At 43.4% G+C, this 15,103-nt stretch carries 15 protein-coding genes, 1 tRNA gene and 1 pseudogene; 6 read left to right on the top strand and 11 right to left on the bottom strand.

The features are described 5' to 3' along the window. Window positions 1-42: 42 nt before the first annotated feature. The 3 genes from MiAbW_RS11075 (at window position 43) to MiAbW_RS11065 (ending at window position 2,372) form a co-directional block, all read left to right on the top strand. Window positions 43-909, top strand: a complete 867-nt coding sequence (locus MiAbW_RS11075) for an alpha/beta fold hydrolase (RefSeq protein ID WP_151696166.1) — start codon at window positions 43-45, stop codon at window positions 907-909. Window positions 910-1,008: 99 nt separating this feature from the next. Further along, the gene (locus MiAbW_RS11070) at window positions 1,009-1,212 is read left to right on the top strand and encodes a hypothetical protein (RefSeq protein ID WP_151696165.1); all 204 of its coding nucleotides are present in this window, start codon (window positions 1,009-1,011) and stop codon (window positions 1,210-1,212) included. Window positions 1,213-1,520: 308 nt separating this feature from the next. Beyond that, window positions 1,521-2,372 carry a hypothetical protein gene (locus tag MiAbW_RS11065; protein ID WP_238707252.1) on the top strand — a complete coding sequence of 284 codons (852 nt, stop codon included), beginning with the start codon at window positions 1,521-1,523 and terminating at the stop codon, window positions 2,370-2,372. Between the two features lie 248 nt (window positions 2,373-2,620). Here MiAbW_RS11065 and MiAbW_RS11060 read toward each other — a convergent pair whose 3' ends face one another. From MiAbW_RS11060 to rlmN, 9 genes and pseudogenes are all read right to left on the bottom strand, one after another. Next, a complete protein-coding gene (locus MiAbW_RS11060) occupies window positions 2,621-4,492 on the bottom strand; it encodes a GTPase family protein (protein ID WP_151696164.1) in 1,872 nt (623 codons plus the stop codon). A gap of 45 nt (window positions 4,493-4,537) precedes the next feature. Next, window positions 4,538-4,717, bottom strand: a complete 180-nt coding sequence (locus MiAbW_RS20070) for a hypothetical protein (protein WP_151696163.1) — start codon at window positions 4,715-4,717, stop codon at window positions 4,538-4,540. Further along, on the bottom strand, window positions 4,704-5,579 hold the full coding sequence (locus tag MiAbW_RS11050; RefSeq protein WP_151696162.1) for a 3'(2'),5'-bisphosphate nucleotidase CysQ family protein: 876 nt from the start codon (window positions 5,577-5,579) through the stop codon (window positions 4,704-4,706). The genes MiAbW_RS20070 and MiAbW_RS11050 overlap by 14 nt, the downstream gene beginning before the upstream one ends. 104 nt (window positions 5,580-5,683) lie before the next feature. Next, the gene (locus MiAbW_RS11045) at window positions 5,684-6,526 is read right to left on the bottom strand and encodes a ChaN family lipoprotein (protein WP_151696161.1); all 843 of its coding nucleotides are present in this window, start codon (window positions 6,524-6,526) and stop codon (window positions 5,684-5,686) included. 98 nt (window positions 6,527-6,624) lie between these two features. Beyond that, window positions 6,625-7,824 (bottom strand): ferredoxin--NADP reductase, encoded by a 1,200-nt coding sequence (gene petH / locus MiAbW_RS11040; protein WP_151696160.1) that lies wholly within the window; start codon window positions 7,822-7,824, stop codon window positions 6,625-6,627. Window positions 7,825-8,112: 288 nt separating this feature from the next. After that, window positions 8,113-8,337 (bottom strand): phycobilisome linker polypeptide, encoded by a 225-nt coding sequence (locus tag MiAbW_RS11035; RefSeq protein WP_002772199.1) that lies wholly within the window; start codon window positions 8,335-8,337, stop codon window positions 8,113-8,115. An 88-nt stretch (window positions 8,338-8,425) separates the two neighbouring features. After that, window positions 8,426-8,590: pseudogene (locus MiAbW_RS11030) on the bottom strand (23S rRNA (adenine(2503)-C(2))-methyltransferase RlmN); the annotation flags it as partial. An 88-nt stretch (window positions 8,591-8,678) separates the two neighbouring features. Further along, window positions 8,679-9,239: a hypothetical protein gene (locus MiAbW_RS11025; RefSeq protein WP_151696159.1), complete on the bottom strand. Its 561-nt coding sequence runs from the start codon at window positions 9,237-9,239 to the stop codon at window positions 8,679-8,681. Between the two features lie 282 nt (window positions 9,240-9,521). Then, entirely contained in the window at window positions 9,522-10,535 is a 1,014-nt protein-coding gene (gene rlmN / locus MiAbW_RS11020) for a 23S rRNA (adenine(2503)-C(2))-methyltransferase RlmN (RefSeq protein WP_151696158.1), read from the bottom strand. Window positions 10,536-10,992: 457 nt separating this feature from the next. Here rlmN and rimK point away from each other — a divergent pair, with 457 nt between their 5' ends. Next, on the top strand, window positions 10,993-11,898 hold the full coding sequence (gene rimK / locus MiAbW_RS11015) for a 30S ribosomal protein S6--L-glutamate ligase (RefSeq protein WP_151696157.1): 906 nt from the start codon (window positions 10,993-10,995) through the stop codon (window positions 11,896-11,898). Between the two features lie 48 nt (window positions 11,899-11,946). On the opposite strand, the gene MiAbW_RS11010 is transcribed toward rimK, so the two are convergent. Beyond that, on the bottom strand, window positions 11,947-13,002 hold the full coding sequence (locus MiAbW_RS11010) for an ABC transporter ATP-binding protein (protein WP_151696223.1): 1,056 nt from the start codon (window positions 13,000-13,002) through the stop codon (window positions 11,947-11,949). 122 nt (window positions 13,003-13,124) lie between these two features. Here MiAbW_RS11010 and MiAbW_RS11005 point away from each other — a divergent pair, with 122 nt between their 5' ends. Together MiAbW_RS11005 and MiAbW_RS11000 are read left to right on the top strand one after the other, a co-directional pair. Further along, the gene (locus MiAbW_RS11005) at window positions 13,125-13,805 is read left to right on the top strand and encodes a hypothetical protein (protein WP_151696156.1); all 681 of its coding nucleotides are present in this window, start codon (window positions 13,125-13,127) and stop codon (window positions 13,803-13,805) included. 54 nt (window positions 13,806-13,859) lie between these two features. Next, window positions 13,860-13,941, top strand: a tRNA-Leu gene (locus tag MiAbW_RS11000). Window positions 13,942-14,057: 116 nt separating this feature from the next. Here the strand turns inward: MiAbW_RS11000 and MiAbW_RS10995 are convergent. After that, the gene (locus MiAbW_RS10995) at window positions 14,058-14,912 is read right to left on the bottom strand and encodes an Rpn family recombination-promoting nuclease/putative transposase (RefSeq protein WP_151696155.1); all 855 of its coding nucleotides are present in this window, start codon (window positions 14,910-14,912) and stop codon (window positions 14,058-14,060) included. Between the last annotated feature and the right edge of the window lie 191 nt (window positions 14,913-15,103).

Genomic DNA, 15,103 nt, shown 5'->3' with positions numbered 1-15,103 from the left:
ATTTGCCGGTGCGATCGGTTCCTAGACGTTAGACAATGGTTAATGATTATTAATCCCCCATTAACCATGGCTATTTTAGAAAGTTTTCTCGAAGTCGGCTCTCTCAAGTGGTTCTATCGACAGGTTAACCCCGCTCAACAACCGGACACAACCCCCGTGATCCTACTCCATGGTTTACCCGCCCATGGCTATATTTGGCGGGAATTATTGACCAGTTTAGAAGAATATAACATTAATGCTATTGCCCCCGATTGGATCGGTTCCGGTTTATCCGCTAAACCCGAGGCCAGAGATTTCGCCTACACACCTAGCGCTTTTTGTCAAGCCTTGGCCGATTTTATTCAAGCTCTCCAATTGCCGAAAATCTCCCTGATTGTCCAGGGTTTTTTAGCCTCCGTCGGTTTACAATACGCCCTAGAAAATCCCGATAAAATTGAGCGCTTGATCGTTTTAAATACTCCCCTCTCCAGGGATGTTAAATTACCCTGGATAATGAAACAATGGGGGATACCTTTCCTCGGAGATATGGCGACTCAAGATCCCTTATTAGTCGATCGTACTTTAGAAACCGGTAGCGGTTTTGTGATTAGCGATGCAGATCTGGCTATTTTCCGTCAACCTTATCTAAAAACTTCGGCAGTGGGTCGCGCTTTGGTGGCCACGATTCGCAATTTAAACCTATCAAAAACTATGGCAGAAATTGAGACAGGTTTAGAGAACTTTGAAAAACCCATCCTTTTTGTCTGGGGAATGGGGGATCCTTGGTTATCTTCTGTCACTGTCGAAAAATTAGCTACTAAATCAGGAGTGGAATTAATCCCCCTCGCGGAAGCAAAACACTATCCCCAAGAACATTGGTCAAAAGAAATTAGTCCCCGGATTATTAATTTTCTCGGACGCAAAACCTAAACCCCGATACTTTCTGGGAATTGATAGCAAAATCTCCCTAGAAAGTATTGATCAAGTTATCCTTAGTATATCACTGTAGTTCTGCACTGGCCACAGCATCTGGAAAGACTAGCTTTAGGAAGGATAAATATAACAAATAATCCCCCAGATATTAATAATTTAACCGATTGGGAGCGAGTTAAATCGATGAGCGATGCAGAAATCGAGGCTAATGCTTTGTCAGATCCCGATGCGCTCCCTTTTGATGATGATTGGGAAAATGCGGCGATTATTTCTGCTTACAATAAATTAACATCTCAATAATTCCTGAAGTAAGCTGTTAAGCATTTAAATTGCTTGTTGAGACGAGGCAAGAGGCAAGAGGCAAGAGGCAACAGTAAAGGGATTGGGGGAGATTCGGCTAATCTTAAGAATAAGTGCTTTAAATGCGTCTTAGCTTATTATACCAAATCTGTCCACTCGCCTACCGTTCCACCCTGCCTACTTTTCTATACTTTTGAAACAGGATTGAGTATTACTTGTGCTTGCATTAGTTTAATAAAAATGCTACAATCAAGACAGTCTATCATTGGATGACCTTTAACACAAGCAAAATAGTTATAATTATGGATATGAACAATAAAACTTATGAAGATATTTATTCAAGAACTTATTCAAGAATTTATAATATTGTGATAGAACAGTTTGAAGTTTCTGAAATACCTCAGCCAGTTTTAGATTTTGTCATCTTTAAAACTGAGTATTATTTTTATCCTTATGGAAGTATTTTTGCCATCACAACCTCTGCTCCGTCAGACTCGGGAGAGTTTTATGCAAATGGAGGAAAACTGAGTACCCATAAAGAATTATCAGATGGTGGAGATGCTCTCAATTTCTTGTATCAAATAGAGGAGGAATTTGATATGGAAATTTCAGATGAATTATTTGAAAAAATGGTTACATTTAAAGATATATTGGAAATTATTTTGGAACAAAAATATAACCTTGAGATTGCAGAATATCTAAAAATACGAATAAAGAGAAAAACTCTAAAATTGTTATTGTTCTTAGAAAGCAAGAAAATAGAAATCAGTAAATTTATAGAAATATTTTCAAGTGAAACTTTTTCCAATAATCACCAAAATATCGAAAAACTGATCCTTTCCCTGAGATACAAAAGTTTTGACGTGTCCAGTATAATGTCATTTTCAGATATATTTAAAAATGATTTTCTACTATCGAATTTAGAGCAAATATGTCAAATATATTGCTTTATGAATGATCAAAAAATTTCTTACTTTGATGTCATTGAGATCATAAAAAGTGGATATCTAGACTCTTGCAAACAAGAGATAGACGATATTTCTGAAAAGATAAAGCTTCAAGAGTCGGAAATAAAAAACCTGCGTCTTCAACTTGAAAAGGCTAATCAGAACCTAGATTTGTTGAGACGTCAATTAAACCATCTTTTAGATGATATCTAGCATTGTTATAGCGACATAGAAACCCAAAAAAATATTGATCAAACAAGGTATATTATTCTGCGATAACACACCTAAAAACAAAGATTTGAGTAATTATTTTATTCCCGTACCCATCTAAGCTGCACTGCATTTAAACTGCCTACTGAGTAATTTTAGTACAAAGGCCAGAAATCTCAAACCCAGAAACCTCTCCTCCCCACTTTCCTATACTTTTAGATTGGAAGAAAGTTTTAGCTTAATTAATCTGGTTAAAGGCCTGTTTTTGTCGTTTCTAAATACCCCTGATAACTTGACCGGAACTGTTCGATCGATAGGTTCTTTGTCCAATATTCTACCAGAGCATGACCCCAGGCCCAAGCTTCCTTGTCGGCAGTGCTAGAATTTTCTAATAGTATTGGCCAAAGTGCCAATAAATCAAAACTTTTATTCTCCGGATTTAAGAGAGAATAAAGCTCGTAGGCCATCTGTAATTTACCGATCGCTACTGGTAACTGTTCCACAGGAATTTGTTCAGCTAAAAGATAGGCTAAAGTCGGTCTTCCCGTGGCTAAAGTGGAGATAAAACCTAGAATAGGACTTTTTAATAGGGCCGTTAAACCTTGCCCCGTGGCCATCTGTAAAGTATAGCGATCGATTATTTTCGCCGCTGCCAGGGTTCGAGTTTCCAAATCCGCTAAAAAACGGGCTAAACGCAACTGTTTTGCGGGCGAAATTGCCCCCAGTAAAGCGATTGATAACTCCTCATCCCCCCAAGCTTCTCTATCTGGCTGTTGACTGACCATCGGCAAAATGCGATCGCAGAGATCCTCGAATAATTCCGCCCGATACTGCAAGCATTCGCGGATATTGACTTCTTTAGGACTTTCTCCCGTCAGCCAATTATAGGGAGGTTGCCACTCTCGCACCGGACGCAGGCGATCGACTTGAGAAACACAGACTATAACTGGTAAATTGTCAATAGTTTGTTGCAAATCTTTAAGAAAAGCCTCATCCATGGCCAGGGCGGGATCGAGGGCGGGGGTGACAAGAATTAATAAATCGGCGTTTTTGGCGTAATTAAGAACCTTTTGCCGATAATCAGACCGATTTGCCTGTTCGTAGCCCGGGGTATCCCAGAGGATTAACTCGTCTCCTTCTGGGGTTTGCCAATGGTAGGATTGGATCGCGTCGGTACTGGGCAATAGATCCACTTGGGCTAAATCGGCCCGAAAGAGAGTATTAATTAAACTGCTTTTGCCAGCCCCGGTGCGTCCAACCAGCAAAATATTAACCGGTTGGCGATCGATTTCCGTGATCGGTTCCGCTTGGGCGAGGATTTCCTTGAGAGTAGTGGTGGCGATTTTGGTCTTCGTGGGGAGAGTTGGGGCGAGATTGCCGCCACTGTAGAGTAACACCGCTTGGCGAGAGAGATTTCTTAGGGCATTTTCCCGCAAAACTTGCCCTAAATTGACTAATAATTGCTGATCCGCTCGATCGCTGTACTTTTGACTAGCAACTTTAGCCACAGCCGCAGCGGGATTGATCACCCATTGCGCCCAATTCCAGACCTGCCAAAGTTTCTGGGCCGAGGGTTGCAATTTTTGATAAACTTCGTAGGCCTGATAGGCTTGGCCGATGGTGATTTGATTCAGGGCCGGGGAAAGATTCTGCATCCAGCGATCGCTATCATCCACGGTTCCCCGAATTAAACCGTAGGCCTGGGGAATGTAAATATTTAATAAGGGGTACTTGACATCGGGGTAATATATATGAGCGATGGCAGTGACCAAATCCTGACAGCGTTGCCAAAAAGTCGCCCAATCTTCCCAAACCGGGCGATCATTGCGGGCCTCGACGATAATCCTCTCGATAATTTCCTCGACATTGCCCCCGGAATCACCGTCAGGAGGGGTTAATTCTGCCTTAATTTCCCCGATGGCGGCTTCAATTTCCCCGACTACTGGGCGCGTCCATTTGACCAACAGGAAGCGCCAAGCCACAAAAATCAGGGTAAAAACTGCCCAAATCCAATTCAAACCCCATTGATTGATCTGGACACTGGCGGCCACGATCAGAAAGATGACCACGGCGGCGATCGGAACTGCTAAAATCAACCCTTGCCAAGTTTTTAACCGTAACATTGCTCGATCTGGTTTTTTTCCATTCTAGCGATCTCTGATTCTCGGTTAGGGGGCAGAAATTAAGCTCTCTGGGGTTTGGTAGGTAAAATGTATTCTAAGATACATTACCGCCAGCGAACGACTAGAACGAACCACAAAGACACAAAGGACACAAAGATTGATCGCTCCTATATAAGTTAAACCGATCACACAAAGAATAAGAGAGCAGAAATTAGACAGTGGCATCAATTTGGGCGAGGATTGCCGTGGACAACTGACAAAGTTGTTGATGACAAGGACCATTACTAGCCATGATCCCCCCCCATTGCCGCACATCGCCGCGATTATAGCGCACCGGTTGACCGTCAAAATAGGAGAATTTGCCGCCGGCTTCCGTTAAAATCAACTCCGGGGCGGCAAAATCCCAGTCTTTAGCCGCCGATTTCCCCGATAGGGAGATATAAACATCGGATTTTTGTTCGAGGATCGTGGCAATTTTACAGCCCACACTACCCACATAATTTTTACCGAAGAAGGGTATTTGACTTAATAAATTATCAAAACGTTGGTCGCGATGGGTACGACTAACCACCAGATAGAGATCGGTAATTTTATCTTTATTGGCAACTTTTACCTGTGTAATATTGCCGTCGCTACTTTCTAGAAAAGTACCTTTTCCTTTTTGGGCAAAATAGAGTTTTCCTTGATCCGGTAGGGCTACCACGGCGATTATCGGTCTTCCCTGATAACATAAGGCGATATGTAGGGCATATTCTCCCGTTTTGTCGATAAAATCGCGGGTTCCGTCCAAAGGATCGATAATCCATACCCAATCTTTCGGGATAGCTTCATTCCCCTGATGGGTTTCCTCGCTCAGATAACCAAAGTCGATATCAGAAAAATTTGTTTGTAATTCTCCTAAAATATAGTGATTTGCCGCTAAATCCGCCGCCGTCACTGGTCCGCCTTTTTTTTCCTCGTTGACGGCTAAATCCTGTTCACCCCGGTAGTAGGATTGGAGAATCTTAGCACTACCCCAACCCACGGCACGAGTCACAGCTAAAATGCGATCGAGTGTTTCGATATCTTGACAGGTTAAATTAATCATAAAATAGCGTCAGTTTTTCAGACTTATTATCCACTAAGTTAACCCCAAAATTGAAAGACTGGCATCTTAGCTTATCATCTCTTGCTTCCTAGCTCCTGACGGGCTTAATTTTGCTCTTGCCAAAAATAATCGGCGGGTTTTTTGGTTTCTGCTGGTGATAATTGAGGCGCGTCTCCTAGGAAAACCGAGCGCTGGCTGACGCGATCGCCTAATCTTCTTTGGACTCGACTGGGAATGCCGTAACCGTAGGCAATATGACCTTTTCCTGCTAGGACGATGATCTGATAGTCGGGATGAGCTTGCCAGAATTTAGCGATCGCATCGGCCATGGTTTCATCCCAGAGAACCTGCGCCAAAAAAAAGCCCTCGAATCCCTGACTTTTGCCCCCCGTGTGTTGCTGATAAACGGCTAAGATCTGTTGACGGTACTCCTCGTTATCCCTGTTTATTTCGCTTTTAGGGGGGATGTAGGTCATTTCTGAGGTGGAGAGGCTTTCTAAGCCCTCCCGTGCCACTTTTCTAGTGATTTCCGTCGGTGTATTTAGGGCGATCAATGGTAGTTTTTTTGCCTTGGCCAAGCGCAGGAGCGGGGCGTAAAATTCCCAATCAAATCCCCAACGTTGGTCGTATTCACTTTTTTCTCTCAACTGATTTTCGCTAATTTTGCCGGCTAAATACTGATCCAAATAGATTTGGTAAGGACGTTGAAACATCTCGAAAGCGATCGCTATTTGGGGATTATTAGCCTGTAAATACTCGATAATAGCTAATTGGGCCTGATGATCGGCTTGACTATCGTGCCTTTCTCCCAGATAAATAATCTCGGCTGTTTTTAAATCGGCCAGAATTTGTTTTTGGCTATTAGTAAAACTCCAGGCCCGGGGCAGCAAAATAAACAGTAAACAGAGGGCAAGCAGAACAGGAAAAAAGCGTCGAGAGAATTTCATCTTTTTAAAGGCCTTTTAAAAAACCGATCTTAACCGAAACCAAGACAAAAAGGGTGGGCAATGCCCACCCGCAAAAATTTTCAGGGAACCTTTTTGGTTTAGTAGGTTTCTACGTGCCAGCGATGTTCTTTTTTCAGTTGTTTCTGATAGACAGACCAATCAGCACCATTTTTATTGGCGGCACCACTCATAGCATCGTTGATACCATCTTCCATCCCTTTCAGTCCGCACATATAAGCGTGGGTTTTGGGACTTTGGAGTAGATTCCAGATTTCGTCAGCGTGTTCGGCTACCCGGTGTTGAATATACATTCTGCCGCCCTGGGAATTTTGCTGTTCCCGGCTGATGGCATAGGTGAGACGGAAGTTATCGGGGAACTCCGCCGCTATTTGCTCTAATTCTTCTTGGTAGAGAATATTGGCCGTTTTGGGAACTCCGAAAATCAACCAAGCTAGACCTTTAAATTTATAATCTTCGTGTTGTTCCTTGAACATCCGCCAGAGGAAAGCCCGGAAGGGAGCGATTCCCGTCCCAGTGGCCATCATAATGATAGTGGCATCTTCATCACTGGGTAGCAGCATTTCCTTGCCCACGGGGCCGGTAATGGCCACATCAGCACCCACTTCTATATTACAGAGATGGGTGGAACAAACTCCATAAACGGTTTCCTTGGTTTCTGGGTGCTGGTATTCTAACTGACGCACGCAGAGGGATACGGTTTTATCGTCTAATTTATCACCATGACGGGTGGAGGCGATCGAATAGAGTCTCAATTTATGAGGTTTGCCATTAGCATCGGTACCCGGAGGGATAATACCGATACTTTGCCCTTCTAAATAGCGTAAATCGCTCCCGGAAAGGTCAAAGGTGACGTGTTGTACGATGCCGATACCCCCCTCATCAACGAGAGGATAATTCTCGATACATTTGCCGATAAAGGGTTGGTTCGGACGGTAGATGTTGACGGGGATATCTGTTTTTTCTTTCGCTTGAGTCATGGCCTTTTTCTTAGTCTGTTCGGGGACGGGCGATGATTGAGCGATTGGCTGTGGTGTGGAGGCACTAGAAACAGTTGCTACGGGGGCAATCCCATTTAAGGGTTTGATGCTGACGATACGACCACCTAAACGGGTAATTCGACGCATTTCTTGATTCATGCGACTGTAGGGAACCGTGAAAAACACGCTTCCACTCTGACGGATTGAATAATCCAAGCTGTCAGTATTGTCGTTTTGATTGAGACCCGCCACTTCGTAAACAAATAAACGGTTTCCCGCTAGTGTACTCGGACTGTACATTAAATATAACTCCCAACTCAAGTCACGATAATCGTTCCATAGTTTAGCCTACCATCGGTACACTACACCTAGGCCTAATTGAGAGTTATCTTAAAAAAACCACAGACATCGCTTTTATCCTTTCCTTAAGGATAGGTCAACACTCTGGTTAAAATCTGTTACATTTGCAGCATTTTTACTTTTTATTAAGATTTATGTTACTTTTCTCCATTTATGCTAAAAATCCCCCTACTTTACCTGATCAGGACAAGAGCGGGGGAGAGATATTAGCAATAATTATTTTATGAACTATTCGGCCGCAGCGGCGTTTAAGGGTTTAATGCTGACGATGCGAGCGCCTAAACGGGTAATCCGACGCATTTCTTGATTCATGCGGCTATAGGGAACAGTTAAAAAGACACTGCCACTCTTACGGATAGAATAATCTAGGTTATCAGTCTTGTCATTTTGACTCAAACCGACGACTTCATAGACAAAAAGGCGATTTTCTTTGGCACTAGAGAGACTTTGCATCGAAATAGCTCCTATATTGATGTTATAGTTCTCTAGTTTAGCCTAGCAGGGAGACTAGCAATCTAGTTAATGGCCGATTTACGCCTGTTTATTCTACCATGACGCTCGATCGCAATTGTCCACAGGCAGCATCGGCCGCTAAACCTCTCGAATAACGGACAGTAACGGCGACTTTTTCCTGTTCTAAAATAGTTTTGAAAGCCTTAATTCTCTTTTCATCAGGCCGTTGACAATCCACCTCCTGAATGGGATTAAGTGATCGCTGTTAATTGTTTGAAGATAAGCCTGCTGATAAGTCGCAACGCCACCTCCTTGATCTAGTGTAGTCGATTGATGTCGTACTACTTATCATCCCCGATGATTTCTCGCAGGTCTGGATGAAAGTGAATGTGGGTAATGTACACTCCTTTAGGGGTCTGTAAAGTGATAAACTCTACAAATAAAGAATCTTGTTCGTGGCGAAGTTTCAGGAAAAAACGTCTTAAGAATTTATTCTGGGGATAGATAAGTTCTTGCAGGAAAATAGATTGTTTACAAGGTCCACTAGCTTGAGTGTATTGTTTGAGAATTTTTTTCATTTGTAAACGGGATTCCTCCCAGATATGGACATCCCTTCTAGCTTGTTCGGCCGATTCAAAAAAATCCTCATTATCCTTAGCAAATTTAATTCCGCTATCTGCCCACACATCAACTGCACCACCAGTATTGCCCGCTAGATACAGTTCCAATCCTTGACGAACAGGCATGGGAAGTTGTGCCATCTCCTCATCATCAATTACGATCAAGGTGGGTGTGGTTGATTCTTGGCTGACAAGTAGCGGTTGACTATAAGCTACCCCAGGAAAACAAGTAAAAACCGCTAAAGTTCCTAAAGCTGCAATTGCTAATATTTTACTTTTCATGATCCTTACCCCCGAACTCGAAAAAATTACCAATAGTCGAGTTACTGTGGCTGACAAATACTAAAATTTACTTCTCTGGAAAAATTCCGCAACAGGATCACCAAAACCGCTAGTTAAAGAAGCACACTTAACAGTTATTTACCCTACTGTTGAGGTGTTACTCGATAACCATCCCGATCTTGATTAAATTTTACAATTATTCACAAAAAACACCACTAAAACTCCTCTGTTACTCTAATTATAACAGAGAAAACTGATGATAGAGTAGTGAACAAATCAAGTTTATTTGACCATGACGCTTGATCGCAATTGTCCACAGGCCGCATCGGCCGCTAAACCTCTCGAATAACGGACAGTAACGGCGACTTTTTCCTGTTCTAAAATAGTTTTAAAAGCTCTAATTCTCTTTTGATCAGGCCGTTGATAATCCACCTCCTGAATGGGATTATAGGGGATTAAATTGACGTGAGATTGAAACCCTTTCACCAGTTTGGCTAATTCCCCTGCGTGTTCTGGTAAATCATTCACTCCCGCTAAAAGAATGTATTCAAATGTCACCCTTCGTCCCGTGATTTGAACGTATTCCTGACAGTCTTGGATCAGATTATTTAGGGGATAATGGTCGGCACTGGGGATTAATTTAGCTCGAACTTGTTGATTAGAAGCATGGAGACTAACAGCAAAAGTTACTTGTAAATTATGTTCTGCTAGTTGCTTAATTTTCTGGGGCAATCCCACGGTAGAAATCGTTAAACAACGCTGACCGATACCCACATCTTGATTCAGGGAATGAATCGCTGTCACCACTTCAGGGATATTTAATAAAGGTTCCCCCATCCCCATAAATACCACATGACTAACTCGCTGCTGAAAATCCTCCTGTACTGTTAATACTTGGTCAACGATTTCATAAGCTTTTAAATTACGAGTAAAACCCCCTTTTCCTGTGGCACAAAAATCACAGGCCATGGGACAACCCACTTGGGAAGAAACACAGACTGTCAATCTTTTTTCACTAGGAATTCCCACCGCTTCGATAATTAAACCATCGGCCAGTTTTAGCAGATATTTACGAGTGCGATCGGGTGCTACACTGCGATAATGTATAAGGGAACGACCGATGGGATAATCCGCCAGCTTGCTGCGCCATTCTTGGGGGAATACGGAAATATCCGCCAAAGAATGCACCCCTTTTTCGTATAGCCATTGGTGTAATTGTTTCCCTCGATAAGCGGGTTGTCCCTGGTCTTTTACCCAGTCAGTCAGTTCCTCTAAAGATTTCGCTAGTAAAGTCATAATTATTATGGTTGATCGCTCTATCATTCTAACCGATCAATCATCCCTAGTAGCAAAACTCTAACAAAATTGTATTCATTAATTGACATTTTTTCCCTTTGCCCCTTCTCTAGTCGTTGTTAGTCAATTAAATACTTAAGTAGTCGTGCAAAATTAATTTCTTGGTTAGGATAGGCAAAAGGCAAAAGGCAAAAGCTTTATCGAAATCTGTAGTTAATTTTGCTTAGGTACTTAAAACTATAACTTAAACTGAGCCTGGGGACAAAAATAAATCTAGTCTTAAGCTTGATCTTTTTTACTTTTCATTTAACCTAACTGTTCAAAGGGAACTGTCAGCGCCATAATAATCGATGGACTTCGATCGAGAGCAGAAATTTTATGAGTTGCCGCCCAAAAAAGCCGATATGGGGGAATAAGGAGCTATTCAGTTTTAGAAGCAATATTTAAGCGAAAATTTATGAAAATCGCTATTTTATCACAAGAGGCTTCTCTTTACTCGACCAAGCGACTGAAAGAGGCGGGAGAAGCTCAAGGCCATGAGGTACGAGTGATCAATTATTTGCGCTGTTACATGAACATCACCTCCCATAAACCCACGGTTGTCTATAACGGTAAACCCTTGGAGAGTTTCGACGCGATTATCCCCCGTATTGCCGCCTCAAAAACCTTCTATGGAACCGCAGTCGTCCGACAATTCGAGGTGATGAATGTTTTTACTGCCAACGACTCGCAAGCAATTTCCCGGTCGCGGGATAAATTGCGTTGTCTGCAAATCCTGGCCAGGGAAGGGATAGGTTTACCGGTGACGGGAATTGCCCACGCAATTGAAGATATCGATGGTTTAATCGAAACCGTCGGCGGCACCCCTCTGGTGATTAAATTATTAGAAGGAACCCAAGGTATTGGGGTAGTCTTAGCGGAAACCGACCAAGCAGCCAAGTCAGTTATCGAAGCTTTTCGGCAATTAGAAGCTAATATTCTAGTACAAGAGTATATTAAAGAAGCCAGTGGGGCAGATCTGCGCTGTTTTGTCATCGATGGAAAAGTGGTAGCCTCGATGAAGCGACAGGGGGCCGAAGGGGATTTTCGTTCTAATCTTCACCGCGGCGGTAAGGCAGAAAAGATAAAATTAACCCCAGAGGAACGCAGTACGGCTATACGGGCCACTAAAGCCATGGGTTTACGGGTTGCGGGTGTGGACTTATTGCGGTCTAATCACGGGCCTGTGGTTATCGAGGTCAATTCCTCTCCCGGTTTAGAAGGAATAGAAGCGGCCACTGGTGTGGATGTGGCCAAAAAAATTATCGATTTTGTCGCTAAAAATGCCCCCCTAGTCCTAAATCGCGATCGATATCAATATTAGCCGGAGAGACCAATGGGAATTCAGGAGTCAGTGATCAGATGTGAGTTATCAGTCGGCAAATACACGGACGCTATCGGGAATAATCGATAGTTTTACCTTTGTACCGATGTCTAATTGGGTGTTAATCGTTGTTCTAGCGTGGATTTGGCTGCCGGTGGCCGTTAGCAGACAATAACGGTATTCCCGCCCTAAAAATTGGCGATCGCAAATAACGATATCTCCCGTCTCATCCGGGTTAATTTCGACATCTTCCTCTCTCAGCATCAATTCCCCTTTGTCCAAATCTTGACCATCGGGAATTTCCCAGACTCCTATCTCGGTTTGCCATTGTTCCCCCTTCCGTCTAGCGGGGAGAAAGTTAGCTTGGGTGACAAACTCGGCCACGAATCGCGAGGCCGGATGACTATAAATTTCTTCGGGATTGTTAATTTGTTCTAATTTTCCTTGACAAATGACCGCAATTGTGTCACTGATCACCATTGCTTCCTCCCGGTCGTGGGTGACAAAAATGGCTGAGATACCGGTCGCTTTCAGGATATGACGGATCTCGTGCCGTAAGCGTTGCCGTACCTGCACATCGAGATTACTTAAAGGTTCATCTAAGAGGATTAAAGAGGGTTTTGGGGCTAAAGCGCGGGCGAGGGCGACTCTTTGCTGTTGTCCTCCCGATAGCTGATGGGGATAACGTTTTTCTAGTCCTTGCAGTCCGACTAAATCCAAAGTTTCCGCCACCCTAGCGTTAATAGCTCTGCTCGACAATTTTCCCCCAGAATTTTTTAACCCGAAGGCGATATTGTCGGCAATGGTTAAATGGGGAAAAAGAGCGTAATCCTGAAAAACCATGCCCGTATTGCGTTTTTCTGGGGGAATAAAGGTTTTTTCGTCGGCAACTATTCGCCCTCCCAATTCAATCACTCCTTGAGAGGGTTTTTCAAATCCCGCAATCATCCGCAGTAGAGTGGTTTTACCGCAGCCCGACGGGCCTAATAATCCGAGAATTTCGCCCTCTGTTAAACTAAAACTGATATTATCGACAGCTAGAGTAGGAGAAGCGGGAAAACGCTTGTTAACCTCGGATAAACGCAGAATGACAGACTTTTTCATGGTGGGAAAGACAATCGCCCGGTCGGTGGCGGGGCCATTCACTTAAGAATTTTCCTAATTAGTTCACTATTATTATTTATAACATCTCAATGGACTAATTAGGAAACTTTCTCAAAAATTTTATGCTCACACCTGAAGATATTATTCTCGTTCCCCGGGGGGCCGAGCATAGCTCGATCCGTCGAGGATTAAAGAAAATCGGTGATTTAGCTCCGCAAATTATCCCGATTAACCTTGGCGCTCCAGAATTCCTCGACAGTTCCCCAGTCTCTAGGCAATCTCTAGAATTTCTTAATAAGTTTACAGGAAAAATTGTGCTGATGGGATTAGCGGGCAGTCTCAGCGATCGCTATCGGGTCGGAGATGGGGTAATCTATCAAGGTTGTGGCGCAGAAACGGGGGATTATTGGCAGTGCGAACCAGAAATAACCGCAAAAATCGCCCAATTAACCGGATATAGTCTTGTTAAAGGTTTAACCAGCGATCGCCTGATTAGCCGATCCGAGGAAAAACGACGTTTAGGACAGGGGGGCTATGAAGTGGTAGATATGGAAGGAGCAAGGATTTTAGCGGCTTTACGGGGGCAAAAAGTGGCAATTGTGCGCGTGATTAGCGACGAGGTGACACAGGATTTACCGGATTTAGCCCCGGCAATTGATAATCAAGGTCAGCTGCGACCATTGCCCCTAGCTCGACAAATGTTAATCCGTCCCATCCCGGCCTTCCATTTGATTCAAGGTTCCCTAAAGGGTTTATCCGTACTAACTCAGGTGGCGCGAAAGTTGTGCGGCAGTAATTTTTAAAATTTGCTTGCAGATTATTTTTTTTCTGTGCTATAGTTGTTAAGCTAAAATCAAGCGGATGTGGTGGAACTGGTAGACACGCACGTTTGAGGGGCGTGTGGCTTACGCCTTGCGAGTTCGAGTCTCGCCATCCGCATAAACTTTTATCTGCCCTCCGACGAGGACTGCCTTTGTCACCCATCGTCAGGGATGGATATTTCGCCATCAAAATTTCCCAACTCACCCTTTCAGGTGGCTTAGGTTTGACTAAGTTTAGTTAAGCGGTTGCGAGGGGCGATTTAGCCAAAGCACTAGGTCGTTTAAGGTTGTAAAATCCAACAAAGCCTCAGCCAAGGACTCTAATTGCTCGATTTCTAAAGACTGAATCCGGGCAGCCAACACCTCATCCACTGCACCAAAGCGACGTTGCAACAGACGCAAAATCAGGGCAGATTCCCCTTCCAGTCGTCCTTCTTCCTTGGCTTCACGATATACCCTTGTATCTGCCAATTGTAGTCCTAGCATCGCGTCAACCTCCTGCCGACTCAAGTTAGTAAATTTATAGACCATAATTGTGGCAATCATTTCTATTATGGCGCGACTGGCTTCTGTATCTGCAATTTGCTCTTGGGTTCGTGCCAGTAAATAGCGGGCTTTTTCTGGTGCTTGGGTTTCTTCCACAGTAGTGAGTACCATCAAGGCAACTCCTAACGGTAACTGCTGAATTTCCCCTAATTCGTTCAGATAAATTCGATGCACCTGAGGACAATTGAGCGGCGCCCGGTAGGGATGGGTGTTACTTTGTTCTAGGCTACGGGTGGGATAGATGACAACAATTTGCCAATCGGCAAATCGTTCTCGCTGACGATAAAAATACAAAAATGATTCACCAAATACCCTTTCATAGAGTCGTTCGTCTTTTTGAAATTGCACTTCACAAAAATAGATCACCCCGCTACTATCATTATCGGGTGGCAGGAATACGCCATCGATCTCAAATTTGGGTTCTTTGACGGCTACGGAGTCAAAGCGGTATTCGGTGGCATTATCTGGCGGGTTTTCCAGTAAATCGAAGAGAAGGGAGGGGGATTGTTGAAAAAGCCGGTAAAATATCGAGTCTCGTTTCATGATGATCGGGATTGCACCATAGCGATCTTCCCATGAAACCCCCAAAAAAAGAGAGAGGAAACTGTATAGTCATTTCAAATAAGTATGATACAAGTAAAAAATAGGGTAAAATAAGGAAAAACAAGCAACCCATACAGAAAAATGTCCTATAGCCTAGACTTGAGAAAAAAAGTAATTGATTATGTAGAGAA

It is taken from the genome of Microcystis aeruginosa NIES-4325, assembly GCF_008974145.1.
In the GTDB taxonomy this organism is placed as follows: Bacteria; Cyanobacteriota; Cyanobacteriia; order Cyanobacteriales; family Microcystaceae; genus Microcystis; species Microcystis aeruginosa_G.
The sequence above is the reverse complement of the archived record's forward strand: the minus strand, read 5'-3'. Positions and strand labels throughout refer to the sequence as shown.